This window comes from Sphingobium sp. FG125, from assembly GCF_057809795.1.
The window spans coordinates 197,888-211,420 of sequence record NZ_JBMDKQ010000001.1 but is presented as its reverse complement, the minus strand read 5'-3'; the positions used below and the strand labels follow the sequence as shown (position 1 = coordinate 211,420).

11 protein-coding genes are annotated in these 13,533 nt (G+C 63.7%); 2 read left to right on the top strand and 9 right to left on the bottom strand.

The window, feature by feature from the left end; all coding sequences use genetic code 11:
- Positions 1-18: 18 nt before the first annotated feature.
- Together ACODSR_RS01145 and ACODSR_RS01140 are read right to left on the bottom strand one after the other, a co-directional pair.
- Complete coding sequence (locus tag ACODSR_RS01145; protein WP_294131302.1) at positions 19-837, bottom strand: arginyltransferase; 819 nt, start codon at positions 835-837, stop codon at positions 19-21.
- Positions 838-951: 114 nt separating this feature from the next.
- Positions 952-2,199, bottom strand: coding sequence for a threonine ammonia-lyase (locus tag ACODSR_RS01140; protein WP_489072919.1), 1,248 nt, complete (start codon positions 2,197-2,199; stop codon positions 952-954).
- A 97-nt stretch (positions 2,200-2,296) separates the two neighbouring features.
- Here ACODSR_RS01140 and ACODSR_RS01135 point away from each other — a divergent pair, with 97 nt between their 5' ends.
- Positions 2,297-3,166: an NAD(P)-dependent oxidoreductase gene (locus tag ACODSR_RS01135; RefSeq protein WP_489073152.1), complete on the top strand. Its 870-nt coding sequence runs from the start codon at positions 2,297-2,299 to the stop codon at positions 3,164-3,166.
- A gap of 8 nt (positions 3,167-3,174) precedes the next feature.
- Positions 3,175-4,869: an amidohydrolase gene (locus ACODSR_RS01130; protein ID WP_489072917.1), complete on the top strand. Its 1,695-nt coding sequence runs from the start codon at positions 3,175-3,177 to the stop codon at positions 4,867-4,869.
- On the opposite strand, the gene ACODSR_RS01125 is transcribed toward ACODSR_RS01130, so the two are convergent.
- The 7 genes from ACODSR_RS01125 to ACODSR_RS01095 form a co-directional block, all read right to left on the bottom strand.
- Entirely contained in the window at positions 4,870-6,612 is a 1,743-nt protein-coding gene (locus ACODSR_RS01125) for an MFS transporter (protein ID WP_489072915.1), read from the bottom strand. It lies immediately after the preceding gene.
- A 2-nt stretch (positions 6,613-6,614) separates the two neighbouring features.
- Positions 6,615-7,361 (bottom strand): FkbM family methyltransferase, encoded by a 747-nt coding sequence (locus tag ACODSR_RS01120; RefSeq protein ID WP_489072913.1) that lies wholly within the window; start codon positions 7,359-7,361, stop codon positions 6,615-6,617.
- Complete coding sequence (locus ACODSR_RS01115) at positions 7,358-8,503, bottom strand: glycosyltransferase family 4 protein (protein ID WP_489072911.1); 1,146 nt, start codon at positions 8,501-8,503, stop codon at positions 7,358-7,360. Before ACODSR_RS01115 ends, ACODSR_RS01120 begins: the two co-directional genes overlap by 4 nt.
- Entirely contained in the window at positions 8,500-9,780 is a 1,281-nt protein-coding gene (locus ACODSR_RS01110; protein WP_489073150.1) for a hypothetical protein, read from the bottom strand. The genes ACODSR_RS01115 and ACODSR_RS01110 overlap by 4 nt, the downstream gene beginning before the upstream one ends.
- Positions 9,781-9,794: 14 nt before the next feature.
- Positions 9,795-10,538: a class I SAM-dependent methyltransferase gene (locus tag ACODSR_RS01105; protein WP_489072909.1), complete on the bottom strand. Its 744-nt coding sequence runs from the start codon at positions 10,536-10,538 to the stop codon at positions 9,795-9,797.
- Positions 10,539-11,020: 482 nt separating this feature from the next.
- Entirely contained in the window at positions 11,021-12,148 is a 1,128-nt protein-coding gene (locus ACODSR_RS01100; protein WP_489072907.1) for a glycosyltransferase family 2 protein, read from the bottom strand.
- Between the two features lie 2 nt (positions 12,149-12,150).
- Positions 12,151-13,482, bottom strand: coding sequence for a sugar transferase (locus tag ACODSR_RS01095; RefSeq protein WP_489073148.1), 1,332 nt, complete (start codon positions 13,480-13,482; stop codon positions 12,151-12,153).
- Positions 13,483-13,533 lie beyond the last annotated feature (51 nt).

The following is a 13,533-nucleotide window of genomic DNA, read 5'->3' as shown; positions in this document are numbered from 1 at the left end:
ATCGATGTAATCAGGCTGCTATTTGCGAAACATGCTCGCCAGTTCGACTGGCAGCGGGGGTTCATCCCGTTGGGCCACGTCACGAATAGCCTGATCCTGCTCATCAGGATCGAAGCGGACCCAGCCAGCCCGACTCAATTTTTCAAGCGGGCGATAGCGGACCTTATATTGCATCCGCTGCGATCCATCGACCCAATAGCCCAGATAGACATAGGGCAGCCCCGCCGCCGAAGCGCGCAGAATATGGTCCATGATGATGAAATTGCCCAGCCCCGGACGATTGTCCAACTCAGTGTCGAAGAAGCTGTAGATCATCGACAGCCCGTCGCCCTGCCGGTCGGTCAGGCAGGCGCCGACCAGCTTGCCGACGCGCCCATCAATGCCGGGTTCGCGATATTCGACGATATGGCTGTCAACCGGGGTCTGTTCGACCATGTCGGCAAAATCCATCTCGTCCATCTCGGTCATGCCGCCGCCGGGGTGCCGCGCCGACAGATAGCGCTGGAGCAGCGCATATTGCTCCTCGGTCGACCAGGGCTTGCAGGCAGTGACGGTCAGGTCGCTGTTACGACGGATCAGCTTGCGCTGGGTCGCGTTGGGGCGGAACTCATCCGTGACGACCCGCACCGACACACAGGCCGAACAGTCGGCGCAACTGGGGCGATAGGCGACATTCTGGCTGCGACGAAAGCCGATGCGGCCCAGCGCATCATTCAGTTCAGCGGCATTGTCCCCGTTCAGTTCGGTAAACACCTTCCGCTCGCTCCGCCCCGGCAGATAGGGGCAGGGCGAAGGATTGGTCACGAAGAAGCGGGGAAAACGAAAAGGTGCAGTCACGCTCCAATATCCCCTTCGTGGCGGCGGCGCGGGTGGATCATGTCCCGACTATGCCGTTGCCGCGTCCCTATGAAAAGAGCGTTTACCACGAAAAGATAACAGGCTGTTCGTGTATCAGGCGACCTCAATCGGAGCGACCTCATAGCCCGCCTCGCCCAGTGCCGCGATCAACCGCTGGAGATGGGCGCGATCACGGGTTTCGCACTCCACGTCGAGGCTCAGCCCCTTGGCGGGCAGGTTGGTGAAAATGCGCTGATGCGCCAGTTCCAGGATGTTGACCGCTTCCTGATCGAAAATCTTGGCAACATGGAACAGCGCGCCCGGCCGATCCTGCAGGATGATGCGCAGCCGCGCCAGACGCCCCGACCGGGCAAGGTCGCGCAGCAGCACATTGGCCAGCAGCCGCGTATCGATATTGCCGCCGGTCAGGATCAGCCCGACATTGCGCCCGAAAAATTGTTCGCGATAGGTCAGCAGCGCTGCAAGGCCAGCGGCCCCTGCCCCTTCCACCACGGTCTTTTCGATCTGGAGCAGCAGGCTCAGCGCCTCTTCCAGCCGCCGTTCGGTGACCAGCAGCACATCGTCCGCCAGCCGCTCGACGAAGCGACGGGTCAGTTCGCCCGGCTGCTTGACCGCGATGCCCTCCGCCAGCGTATCGCCGTCGCAGGCAAGATCCGCGCCTTTGATGAAATCATACATGGACGGATATAGTTCGGCCTGCACACCGATCAGCCTTATATCCGGCTTCATCGCCCGCGCCGCTGTCGCCATGCCGGAAAACAGGCCACCGCCGCCGATCGGGATGACCAGCGTGTCGATTTCCGGCGCATCCTCCAGCATTTCGAGCGCGACTGTCCCTTGCCCGGCCATGATGTCCGGCTCGTCAAAGGGATGGATGAAGGTCAAGCCCTGCTCCACCTCCAGCAACCGGGCATGGGCATAGGCGTCGTCGAATTTCTCGCCATATTGCACCACGGTCGCACCATGGCCCTGCGTCTGGGTGATCTTCACCGTGGGCGTCGTCGTGGGCATGACGATGGTGACAGGCACGCCCAGCCGCTTGCCATGATAGGCCAGCCCCTGGGCATGATTGCCGGCCGACGCGGCGATCACGCCCTTCGCCTTGGCTGCATCGTCCAGTTGCAGCAGGCGGTTGAGCGCACCGCGCTCCTTATAGGCGGCGGTGAACTGGAGATTTTCGAACTTCAGATAGACGTTGCAGCCCAGCATGGTCGACAGCGTCTGGCTGATCAGCGTCGGCGTCTTGACGATGGAACCGGCAATCCGGGTCCGCGCGGCAAGTATGTCATCGACGGTGATCGGCAGCGGCAAGGCGCTCTCTATCTTGGCTAAGCTGTTCATGGAGCCGCCTCCTAGCGGAAAATTGCGCGTGAAGAAACTGGCACTGTCGGAAATCTGGCCCTATGGCTGGGTCTGGCGCAGTAAATATACGGGGCATATGGCTAATATCGCGTTTATCGGCCTGGGCGTCATGGGCGGCCCGATCGCAGGCCATCTGGCAAAGGCGGGGCATAGCCTTACGGTGTATAACCGTTCCATCGGCAAGGCGAAAAGCTGGGCGGAGGCCTATGGCGGCACGGTGGCGATCAGCCCGGCCAAGGCAGCCGAGGAAGCCGACATCGTCATCAGCTGCGTCGGCACCGACGATGATCTTAGCCAGGTGACGCTGGGCCGCGAAGGCGCGTTCCGCACGATGAAGCCGGGCGGTCTGTTCATCGACCATACGACAGTATCAGCCCGGATCGCGCGGCAATTGTTCGTCGAGGGCGAAAGCCGCGGCATTCACAGCGTCGACGCGCCGGTATCGGGCGGTCAGGCGGGGGCTGAAAATGGCAAGCTGTCGATCATGTGCGGGGGCAGCGAACCGGCGGTCACTGCCGCAAAGATCGTCATGAACGCCTATGCTGCGCGGATCGTCCATGTCGGTGGCGCTGGCGCGGGCCAGACCACCAAGATGGTGAACCAGATCTGCATTGGCGGCGTATTGCAGGGGCTGGCCGAAGCGCTGCGCTTCGCGCAAGCGGCGGAACTGGACCTGGACGCAGTTTTCGAGGCGATTTCGGGCGGCGCGGCGCAAAGCTGGCAGATGGACAATCGCTGGAAAACGATGGCGCAGGACAGTTTCGATTTCGGCTTTGCAGTCGACTGGATGCGCAAGGATTTGGGGCTGGCGCTGGAAGAAGCGCGGGCCAACGGCGCAACCCTGCCCGTGACCGCGATGGTCGATCAATTTTACGCCGATGTGCAGGCGCTGGGCGGCAACCGGCAGGATACGAGCGCGCTGGTGCGACGGATTACGCGGGCGTGAAGATTGTAATGCTCCGTTGCTTGATTATCGCGACCCTCGCCCTGCCCCTCCCCGCCTTCGCTTCCGGCGTGATCGACAATGTGAACGGCATGGCCGTCGATCCCAATGGCAGGATCGTGCATTTCCGCGCGCTGCTGATCGACGATGAGGGCAAGGTCGAAAAATTACTGCCCGGCCGCTATCAGGAGCCGGAATATAAGCCCAAAAAGCCCAAAAACGGCCAGCCCTGGCCCGAACGGCCCAAGGGGCTGTCGTTCAGAATGGATGCAGGCGGCAAGACGCTGATTCCCGGACTGATCGACGCCCATGGCCATGTCATGGGGCTGGGTCTGTCGCTCATTACGCTCGACCTGTCTGGCACAACGTCATTGGCCGAGGCGCAAGCGAAAATCCGGGCCTATGCGCAGGATGGCGCAGGGCGCAAATGGATCATCGGCACGGGCTGGAATCAGGAACAATGGGGGCTAGGTCGATTCCCAACGGCGGCTGATCTGGATGCCGCGGTCAGCGATATTCCGGTATGGCTGGAGCGGATCGACGGCCATGCGGGCTGGGCCAATAGCGCCGCGATCCGCGCGGCGGGCGTGACAGCGACCACCAAGGCACCGGTCGGCGGGCGGATCGAAATGACAGCGGGCAAGCCGGCTGGCGTGTTTGTGGACAAGGCGATGGACCTTATCGCCAAGGTCGTTCCAGCGCCTGCGCCCAAGGACCGCGACATCGCCTTTGAAAAGGCGCAGCGTGCGCTGCTGGCGACCGGGATTACCGGCATTGCCGACATGGGGACCAGCATAGAGGATTGGCAGGCGTTCCGCCGCTCGGCCGATCGCGGGGCGCTGCGCGTGCGGATCATGGCCTATGCCGCCGGGCTGGAAAATATGACGCTGATCGCGGGGCCGGAACCGACCCCATGGCTCTATGACGACAGGCTGCGACTGGGCGGGATCAAGCTGGTGCTGGACGGCGCGCTGGGGTCGCGCGGCGCGTGGCTGAAGGCCGACTATGCCGATGCGCCGGGCCAGCGCGGCCTGCCGATGATCCCCGACACGCAGCTGCGCAACATCATGAGCCGGGCGGCGATGGACAATTTCCAGATCGCCACCCATGCCATCGGCGACGCGGCGAATAGCGAGATACTCGACGCGATTCAGGAATTGTCGGAAACATACAAGGGCGACAGGCGCTGGCGGATCGAACATGCGCAGATCGTCAGCCCTGCCGATCTTCCCCGCTTCGGCCAGTTCGGCATCGTCGCGTCGATGCAACCGGTGCATGAGGCGTCGGACTGGCGCATGGCGACCGCGCGCCTGGGCGAAACCCGGCTGGCGGGTGCCTATGCGTGGAAGGCGATGCTGGACAATCGGGTGCCACTGGCTTTCGGATCCGACGTGCCGGTCGAAAGTCCCAACCCCTTTGCAGGCATCGCCGTCGCCATGAGCCGCGAGGACGCCAGGGGCGATCCGGTTGGCGGCTGGCTGCCGCAGCAAAGGGTTATTTTCGAGGCAGCGCTGGATGGCTTCACCCGGCAGGCGGCCTATGCCGGGTTCGCCGAGAAACGCTTTGGCAGTCTGGTGCCGGGGCAGCGGGCAGATTTCCTGCTGATCGACCGGGATATTTCGACGGCGCGCCCTGCGGACATTCGCGCCACGCAAGTGCTGGAAACATGGATCGGCGGCAAGCGGGTCTATGTGAAGGGGCAATAATTACATCGCGTTATCGGCTGCATTGAGCGCATCCTCGAAGCTTTCGGGCAGCGGTGGCTGAACCGGTTTGTCGCAGCCTTCTTCCTTCATATGCGCGCGCAGGGCGTCCATCCGGCCCAGATTCCAGCGCGCCAGCGGGACGCCCAAGGGCCGGAATTCGGCGCGATCGAACAGTTCGACGACATAATTGTGGCATAGCTCATCGACCTGATCGAGCGTCAGCATCGCCATGTTCATGACCATCGGCTTGCCCGGCACGCCATTGCGACCCCGCACCAGATCTGTGACATAGAGGCCACCGCGCGGATCGACCAATACGACATCGGCCTGACTGGAATCGATCAGCCGGTGGCTGGCGGCATAGGGCGCGACGAATGCATGGGTGCGCCAGACCAGGAAGATGCTGGCAAGCCCCGTGATGACCAGGCCGATGACCAGTGGCCGGAGCGCGCCCTGCTGCCGAAAGCGCGCCCAACCAAGCCCCGCCAGCAGGCAGAAGGGACCGATATAGCCATGGGCATAGCGGAAACCCCAGCCATAGCCCTGCGCCAGCGCCAGCGCACATCCCGCCACACAGCCCAGCGCCAGCGGTAACGCGATTTCCTGCCCCCGTATCGCCCGCCGCCAGCGCATCGCGGCGATGCCGAGCGCCGCCAACGGAACCATCAATATGTTGTTCCACGCGACGAAGCGGCTGAGATTGACCAAGGGTTGCCAGCGATCGCCCAGCCGCTGGAACAAGCTGCCCACCTTGTCCGCCACCCCGGCGGAGGGGCGGACATCGGCAGGCGCGCCCAGCATATCGAGCAGGAAAGCGGGCCAGATCTTGGCCCACACCACCACGATCGCCACCAAAGTCAGTGCATGGAAGGCCGCGACGGTCCAGCGGCGGGCGAGCAGCATCCACAGGATGAAGGGGGCGATGAAGATGGGCGGGAAATGCCACTGGTGCAGCCCCGCGGCGACCAATGCGACCAGGCCCGCGCTGCCATGACCGACCACCCCGCCTCGCAGCACCAGCGCCAGCCACACCATGTTGAGCGCGAAATGCCCGGTCATGGCGTAGGGCGTCATCGCCGTGATCCATAGCTGGCTGGACGAACAGCCCAGCAGCACCGTCACCCACACCGCATCCGGCCGATCGGGCATCAGATGCAGCGCCACGCGCCAGAGCGCGAACAGGCCGGTGAAGAGCAACACCGGTCCTGCCATATTGGGATCGCCCAACTGCCAGAACAGCGCCTGGATCGCGCTGTTCACCGGCAGATAGGCCGCCGTCCAATAATCCGCCGCGCCGAAGGGGGAGAAGAATTCGGGCATGATCGCGCGGCGATAGGGTTCCCATTCGACCGGGATCGGGCGCGCAAAAAGCCCTTCGCGCATATAGGCGGCGGCGAAACGGGCAACCTCCTCATCGCGAGAAATGGCATAATCCTGAAACAGGGCATAATGGCCCGCCCAGGCGGCCAGCCCCATCAGTACGATCAAAGGCACGACGATCCGCGCCGTCGGGCGCGGCAGGATGATCCCGCGCCCTTCGGCAAAGGGCGCCGCCAGCGCCAACAACAACAGCGGGACGATAAGCGCCGGGAAATCCTGATCCAGGAACAGGATCACCGCCAGGCTGATCCCCTGCCGGTAGGTGACATGCCACAGGAAAGTCGCGCCCAGCCATAATGTCAGGCCGATCGCCCCTGCCAGAAACAGGCGGCGCGCGCTGACAAAGGAAGCGGCTTCCCCCATGGTCAGCCCTGCACCAGCGCCCTATTGACGAATATACCGTCCATTTCGACGAGGAGCGGAAAATGGCCCTTATTATTGGCGAAGAAGGCGGAAGGGATGAAAGCCCGCGTCTCCAGCCAGTCGATCATCGCGCGATAGCCGGTGCCGCCTTCATAAATGGGGCGCACACCCAATTCGGTCTGCACGCCCGTCATCTGCGCCAGCACAGCGCCCGCCCCTTGGCAGACCGACAGGTCATGGCCCTGCGTGTCCATCTTCAGAAATGGTCGGGCAAAGCCATGCTGGCCCACCAATTCAGGCAGTAGCGTATCGAGGCGGCGGCAGGGCGTCGCGACCGTCTGCGTCACCTTGTTACGGTTCGCGAAAATATCATCCTGCGCGCCCGACGGAGTCTTGAGCGAGGAGAATTGATCGGCGGCCATGATGTTGAAATCAGCGGTCCCGTCGAAATCGGACAGCGCCATGTTGAACACATGCCAGTGACGATCGGATGCTGCGCGCTTTTGCAATTCGGCGAACACGGCAGGGTTCGGCTCGAACGAGAGGATCAGGCCGCGATAGCCTGCATCCTTGCGCGCCATCGTTGCATATTGGCCGCGATTGGCGCCGACGTCGAACAGGCAGTCGACATGGAAGCCGGACAGAAAGCGCTTCAACGCCTGAATTTCGGGATATTGATGCACCCGCCCCGCCAGCGCGAGACGCAGCGCGAGCAGGCGGTCGGCGGCTTCACGAACGTAGCGGTTCATGCGCGCGCGGCCAGCACTGCTTCGTAGATGCCGATCGTCGCCACCGCCATATCCGTCCAGTCCCCCATTTTCGCTCCATGGGCGCGCGCGCGCGCACCTTGTTCCTGCCTGATGGCGGCGCTTTGCACCAGCGGCAAGAGGGCTTGGGCAAGCGCTGTCGCATTTCCGACCGGAAAGCGGGTCGCGACGCCATCGGGCAACAGGCCGAACATGCCGGCGTCGGACGTTACCATCGCCTTGCCATGGTGGAGTGCGGACAGGAATGCACCGCTGGAATCGATGTGGCGATAGGGGAAGGCGATAATGTCGGCCTTGGCCATATGCGCGTCGAGGCGGCCTTCGGTCAGGAAGCCGAAATCGGTCAACAGGCGGTCGGCAAACCCGGCAGCGCGGACCTTCTCCAGCAGAGGCGCGACATCCATGAACGGCTTGCCCGCTAGCACCAGTTCAAAGGCGTGGCCCGACTGCAAGAGTTGGAGGCAGGCATCGATCAGCAGGTCGACGCCCTTATAGGGGCGGATCGTGCCGAAGAAGAGGATGCGCGGTATCGCCGGATCGGGAATGGCGGCGAGGTCTGCGGGGGTGGCTGCGGCGAGACGCATCGGCGGATGCGGCGTCACATGGATGCGTGCCGGGTCGATGCCCTGCCCCACCAACGCCGCGCGGGTGGTGTCGCCATGAACGATCAGCGCGTCAAACTCGTCGAGCAGCGCGCGGTAACCCCGGCCCTGCACCCCGGCATCGGCATGATAAGCGTCGGCATTATGGACGGTATGGACCAGCGCGGCGCGCCCCTTCAGGCGGCGCAGCATAAGCTGATCGGCGGGCGCCAGCGGCAGCCACTGGACATGGACGACATCGGCAGCGGCAAGCGGCGTCAGGTCGCCCAGCGCGCAAGACAGGCCATATTCCGCCGCCTTGGCGAGGCGAAAGGCGCGGCCTTCGCCAAGCCGATTACGCAACGCTTCGCTGCGGCGGAAGAAATGCGGGGCGTAGCTGTAGCCTTGCGGTTCAATCGCGTCGGTCGTTCGCATCGGGCGGGCGCATAGGGTGACGTCCGCCCCCTCTCCCGCCAGCGCCGCACACAGGCTGTCGTCATAGCGCCCGGTGAAGAGCGAAGGATCGAGCATCGCCACCTTCATGACCGCACCAGTCGGCGCAGTGAGACGGCGTGCAGGGCCGCAGCCAACAGCAGGGTCAGCGCATAGAGGCCGAGGAATGCGAGGTCGAACCGCTCCGGCCAGAGCAGCCGGGCCAGTGGGACGCTGAGCAGCGATCCGGCAAGAAAGGGAAGCGAGCGGGCGAGAAGATGCGAGAAGCGGCCAAGCGCCGCCTGCACATAGACCGAGACGCACAGCAGCGCGAGGGCAAGCAAAGCGATGATGATCAGCATCAGGTCGGCCTGGTCGATGCTGGCGCGGCCGTCGAACAGGACGGCGAACAGCCAGTCGCCGCCGCTCAGCAGCACGGCGGATAGCGCCAGCGCAAAGACCATCGCCGCGCCCAGCGCCCGGCCCAGCAGCTGGCGCAGTCGCACTCTGTCCCCGGCATGATAGGCGCGGGTGATGCGCGGCAACGCGGCTTCCACAAGGGCGCGGACCAACATCGACAGTGACCTGGACATCTTGAAGAAGAAATCGAACAGCAGCATCGGTCGGGCATCGCTGGTCGCCAGGGCGATGGTGAAATAGGGCGCATTATAGGCGATGATGTCGGAGACGGTGAAAGCCGCGGACGCGCCTATGTCGCGCAGATAATGGGCGCGGACATGGCCGCCGCCGACGCGGAAGGCAATCCAGTGGCGCGGCTTCATGCCAAGGCGGTGGTGGACATGGCTGATCGCCCAACCGATCACGAGGATGCTGACCGCCAGTTGCAGGGCGAGGGACAGGCGCGGATCGAGGCCTACCAATATCGCCAGCAGCAGCGCGATGGTGATGACCCGCCGCCCGCAATCGAGCGCTTCCCACAGGAAATTGCCGTCCACCGCCGCCAGCGCCCGCTTGGCAAGCAGGCCAGGCAGGTTGAGGCAGGCAGACAGGAAGAAGAGTAGGAATAACAATGGCATGGCCGTACCGATCCAACCCGCGGCCAGCGCCATGAGCAGGATCAGCGTGCCGCCCGCGACGATCAGGCCGAGGAACAGGAACAGCACCCCCATCTCCTCCAGCCGGAACGCGCCTATGTCGGCTTCACCGTCGCCCAGCCAGTGCCGCCGCAACCGGGCATAGATGATGCTGGTCAGGCCAAATTCGGCCGAGATAGTGAAATTGCCGAAGGCAACGAGGAGCAGGAAGGACTGGAATTCCGCCAGCGGCAGTGCACGCACGAACACGAAGGTAACGGCGAAACCCCAGACCAGCACGAGGCCGACATTGGCGAGTTTGACCAGCGCAAGGATGCGGGCGGACGCCTCCATCCGCGCGACTATGCTCACTGGGCGATCGGCTTGCGAGCGCGGAACAGCCGGTCGTCCAGCGCATAGAAATGGCGGGTCGCAACGTCGATCCCGGCGGCGTCGATCTCCTCCAGATCAAAGCCTGCCGCGCGGATGCGGTCGGCGAAATCCGGGCCATATTGGCGGACATGGTCCCACTGGCCAAAGCGGCGTTCGCGTTCGCGCGGGGGCATCGCGAAACTGCCATCCTCGGTTGGTTTTTCCCACAAAGGCACGATCAGCCAGGCTTCGCCGCCGGGCTTGAGCGCGCGCAATATGTTGCGCAGCACGGCCATATCGTCCGGGACATGCTCCATGACATGGCTGGCGTAGAAGAGGTCGTAGTGATCAGCGTCTGCCAGTTCCATCAGGTCGACGCGGTGCATGTTCGGCACGGTGTAGCGTGCCGGATCAAGATCGGCTGGTTTGTAATCGGCAGCAGCCGAGAAACGGCGGACGAGGCTAGCTTCATTGGGCGCCATGTGCAGGATCGCGCCGTCGGTCGGCACAGTCAGCATCCCCTGCGCGATCAGCCAGTTCATCAGCCGTTCGCGCGGCGACGCGCCGCAGTCCGGGCAGCCCCATTCGCCGTTATCGCCATAGCGGAAGAAGCCCACGACGGTCGCGCCACAGGCGGGGCACCCCCGGTTGGCGCGCGCGCCCAGCGCCTTGCGCAGCTTGAGCGCGCTTCGGGTCAGATGCTTGCCGGCAGCCTTGGCCACCCGCTGAACAGTAATCACGTCATTCTCCGACTGGGGAACAGCATTGGCGCTATACAAGATCGCACGGCTTTGACGAGAGGGTCAGCATATTTGACTGTCTGCCTTCGCACATGCTGGAGGCAAAACCGATCAAGACTGTGCAATCGAAGCATCCTCCCCTGCAAGGGGAGGTGTCAGCGCGGAGCGATGACGGAGGGGTGTTGCGCTCTCGATAGGGTGACACCCCTCCACCACTGGCTACGCCAGCGGTCCCCCTCCCCTTGCAGGGCAGGGCTATCGCATATGGAATTTGCCCTTGGTGTGAAGAAGGATTTGGCAAAGTCTCCGTTCGCCCTGAGCCTGTCGAAGGGCCGTTTTTTCTTTGTTCCGAGCGTCCGCGCCAAGAAAAGGACAGTCCTTCGACAGGCTCAGGACGAACGGAATTTTCATATGCGATAGCCCTGCCTTGCAGGGGAGGATTGAAAGCCGTTCAAATTTTATTGAACTGGACGCTGAATCACTCAGCGCGACTTGGCGGGATTCCAGATGGTGACGGTGCGACCGGTCATCGCTTTGGTAACGCCTTGTAGGGTCGCGGCGTAGGCTATCAGCACATCGACCAGCGCAGCGAATGGTCCGCTCTTGGCACGGATGCCCCGCCAGATGACCAGCGCCACAGCCAGCGCACCGACCATATAAAGCATCGGCGAAAAACGCATCGCCAGCGCCCCCGCCGCGACGGCGCCTGTCAGGATGAACAGCCCGCCGAACCAGCGCACGATCTTGCGAGAGGCATATTTGAACCGGTCGATCGCGGCCATGCGGCGCAATTGCGGGCGCAAATGGCTGTGGGTATGCCAGGCGCGGGCGGCGATGCGGACCTTGCGGCGATATTCATCTTTGCGCGCCGTCACCAGCCGTTCGCGCGCGATCACGTCCTTCGCCTTGACCAGGCGCTTGCCCGCAAAAACCACCGCCATGGAGACGGTGAGGTCATCCAGCACGCTGTCGGGGAAATCGGGATAGAGGCTGCGGCGGATCGAGAAAATCGAGCCATCCGCACCCAGCACATTGCCGGTGCGCGATTCCTCATCCTTCAACCGCTCCTCGATCCGCCAGTAGAGCGAACCGACCGAAGCGGTCGCGCTTTCGCCCTGCCCGACATAATGGAGCGACCCCAGCACCCCGCCAACGTCGGGGTCGGCATAGCGGGCCAACAACCGTTCGACGGCTTCCGAGTCCAGCAGCACATTGGCGTCGGTGAAAATTAGGACATCGCCGCGTGCGCGGGCGGCAAGCTGCTTCATGCCGTGCGCCTTGCCGCTGCGACCGGGGCCACGGATCAGCGTGACGAGATCGCTCTGCGCCGCGATCAGGTCGCCCGTGCCGTCGGACGATCCGTCATCGAAAGCGAGGATTTCGAGCGTCGGATGCAGCCCTTTGAGCATCGCCAGATTGGCGAGCTTTTGGGGCATCGCATCGGCTTCATTATAGGCGCAGAAGAGCAGCGACGCGGTCGGCACCGGCCCCGTGACCGGCTGTTCCGGGCGCGTCGGCAGCACGCGCAGGATGAGCGGATAGAATAGGAACGGCCACACTATGGCGGCCAGCGAGACGATAAGCAGTGCGCCAAGCCACAGGTCGGTCATGCTCAATAGGCCTTGTGGTGAAACAGCACGCCCAGCGTCGCGACGATGATGCGCAGGTCGCGCCAGACCGACCAGGCGGTGACATATTCAAGGTCTGACTGGAGCCGGTCGATCAGATCCTGATGATGGTCGGTCGATCCGCGATGGCCGCGCACCTGCGCCAGGCCGGTCATGCCCGGCTTGATGCAATGGCGCGCCCAGTAACGTGCATCAACCTCCCAATAGAGCGTGTCGCCTGCCTTGGCCGCAGCGGCGTGGGGACGCGGGCCAACAATGCTCATATCGCCTTTCAACACGTTGAAAAGCTGGGGTAGTTCGTCGATGCTGGATTTGCGCAGGAAGGCGCCGACGCGGGTGACCCGGTCATCGTCGCGCGCAGTCAGCGTCTCGGCCTTGCGGTCGCTGGCGTCGGCGTGCATCGACCGAAATTTGTAGATCTGGAAAGATCGCCCATCCTTGCCGATGCGGGGCTGGCGGAAGATGACCGGGCCGGGACTGGTGAGTTTTACCGCCAGCGCAGCGACGATCAACACTGGCGACAGGAGGATGGTCGCAGCACCCGCGACGATCAGGTCGAACAGGCGCTTGATCAGCCGGTCGCGGAACTGGAGCGGGCCGCCCGCGACGATGATAGTCGGCTGGCCGTCAAATTCATCGACCCGCGCAGGCGCGAAGCGGAGCAGTTCGGGGACGACGATCTCGCCCCGCGCCGACAGCGATTTGAGCGCGGCGGACCAGTCGTCCATCCGATCGAGCGGACAGGCGACGATGACTCGCTCCGCCATACCGACCGCCTGGGCCAACCGCGCCGCCATATCGGCGTCATGGCGTTCGGGGCGCAGATCGGCAGCGTCGGCTTCGATGATCAGCATGTGGGGGCCGGTTTCGATGGCGACCCCATCCATGATCACGGCGGTCAGATGCGGCACTTCGCCCAACAACCTTTTGGCCAGTCGCACGACGACAAGCCGCACCAGCGCGACCGAAACCGCGCCCAGCGCCAGCCCGGCGATGAAGGTCAGGCGCGACAGTTGCTCGGCAATCTTGCCCAGATAGACGATCAGCAGCATCAGCAACGCCGCCTGCGCCAGCGCCAGCAGCGCGCGGACTATGCCGCGACGGACATTTTCCAGACTGTGGATGCCATAGCCACCGCCCTGCACGCCGAGCAGCGCATAGAGCGGCGCGATCATCGCGAACATGACAAGGCCGTGCGGCTTGCCCGGCTCCCCCCACAGCGCGCCCAGCACGAACCAGTTGGCCGCCAGAAACGCGCCGAACAGCCCCGCCATGTCGCCAGCCAGGCACAAGGCGTAAAGCCGCAGCCGGACCATTTCCTTGGAGACTGTCACTGGTGCGCCCCGATTATCGCCATGCGCCCCGTT

What these genes read in the sequence shown, in the direction of transcription:
- ACODSR_RS01140 (WP_489072919.1), bottom strand. Translation starts at nt 2,199, where the DNA reads ATGAACAGCTTAGCCAAGATAGAGAGCGCCTTGCCGCTGCCGATCACC.
- ACODSR_RS01135 (WP_489073152.1), top strand. Translation starts at nt 2,297, where the DNA reads ATGGCTAATATCGCGTTTATCGGCCTGGGCGTCATGGGCGGCCCGATC.
- ACODSR_RS01130 (WP_489072917.1), top strand. Translation starts at nt 3,175, where the DNA reads ATGCTCCGTTGCTTGATTATCGCGACCCTCGCCCTGCCCCTCCCCGCC.
- ACODSR_RS01125 (WP_489072915.1), bottom strand. Translation starts at nt 6,612, where the DNA reads ATGGGGGAAGCCGCTTCCTTTGTCAGCGCGCGCCGCCTGTTTCTGGCA.
- ACODSR_RS01120 (WP_489072913.1), bottom strand. Translation starts at nt 7,361, where the DNA reads ATGAACCGCTACGTTCGTGAAGCCGCCGACCGCCTGCTCGCGCTGCGT.
- ACODSR_RS01115 (WP_489072911.1), bottom strand. Translation starts at nt 8,503, where the DNA reads ATGAAGGTGGCGATGCTCGATCCTTCGCTCTTCACCGGGCGCTATGAC.
- ACODSR_RS01110 (WP_489073150.1), bottom strand. Translation starts at nt 9,780, where the DNA reads ATGGAGGCGTCCGCCCGCATCCTTGCGCTGGTCAAACTCGCCAATGTC.
- ACODSR_RS01100 (WP_489072907.1), bottom strand. Translation starts at nt 12,148, where the DNA reads ATGACCGACCTGTGGCTTGGCGCACTGCTTATCGTCTCGCTGGCCGCC.
- ACODSR_RS01095 (WP_489073148.1), bottom strand. Translation starts at nt 13,482, where the DNA reads ATGGTCCGGCTGCGGCTTTACGCCTTGTGCCTGGCTGGCGACATGGCG.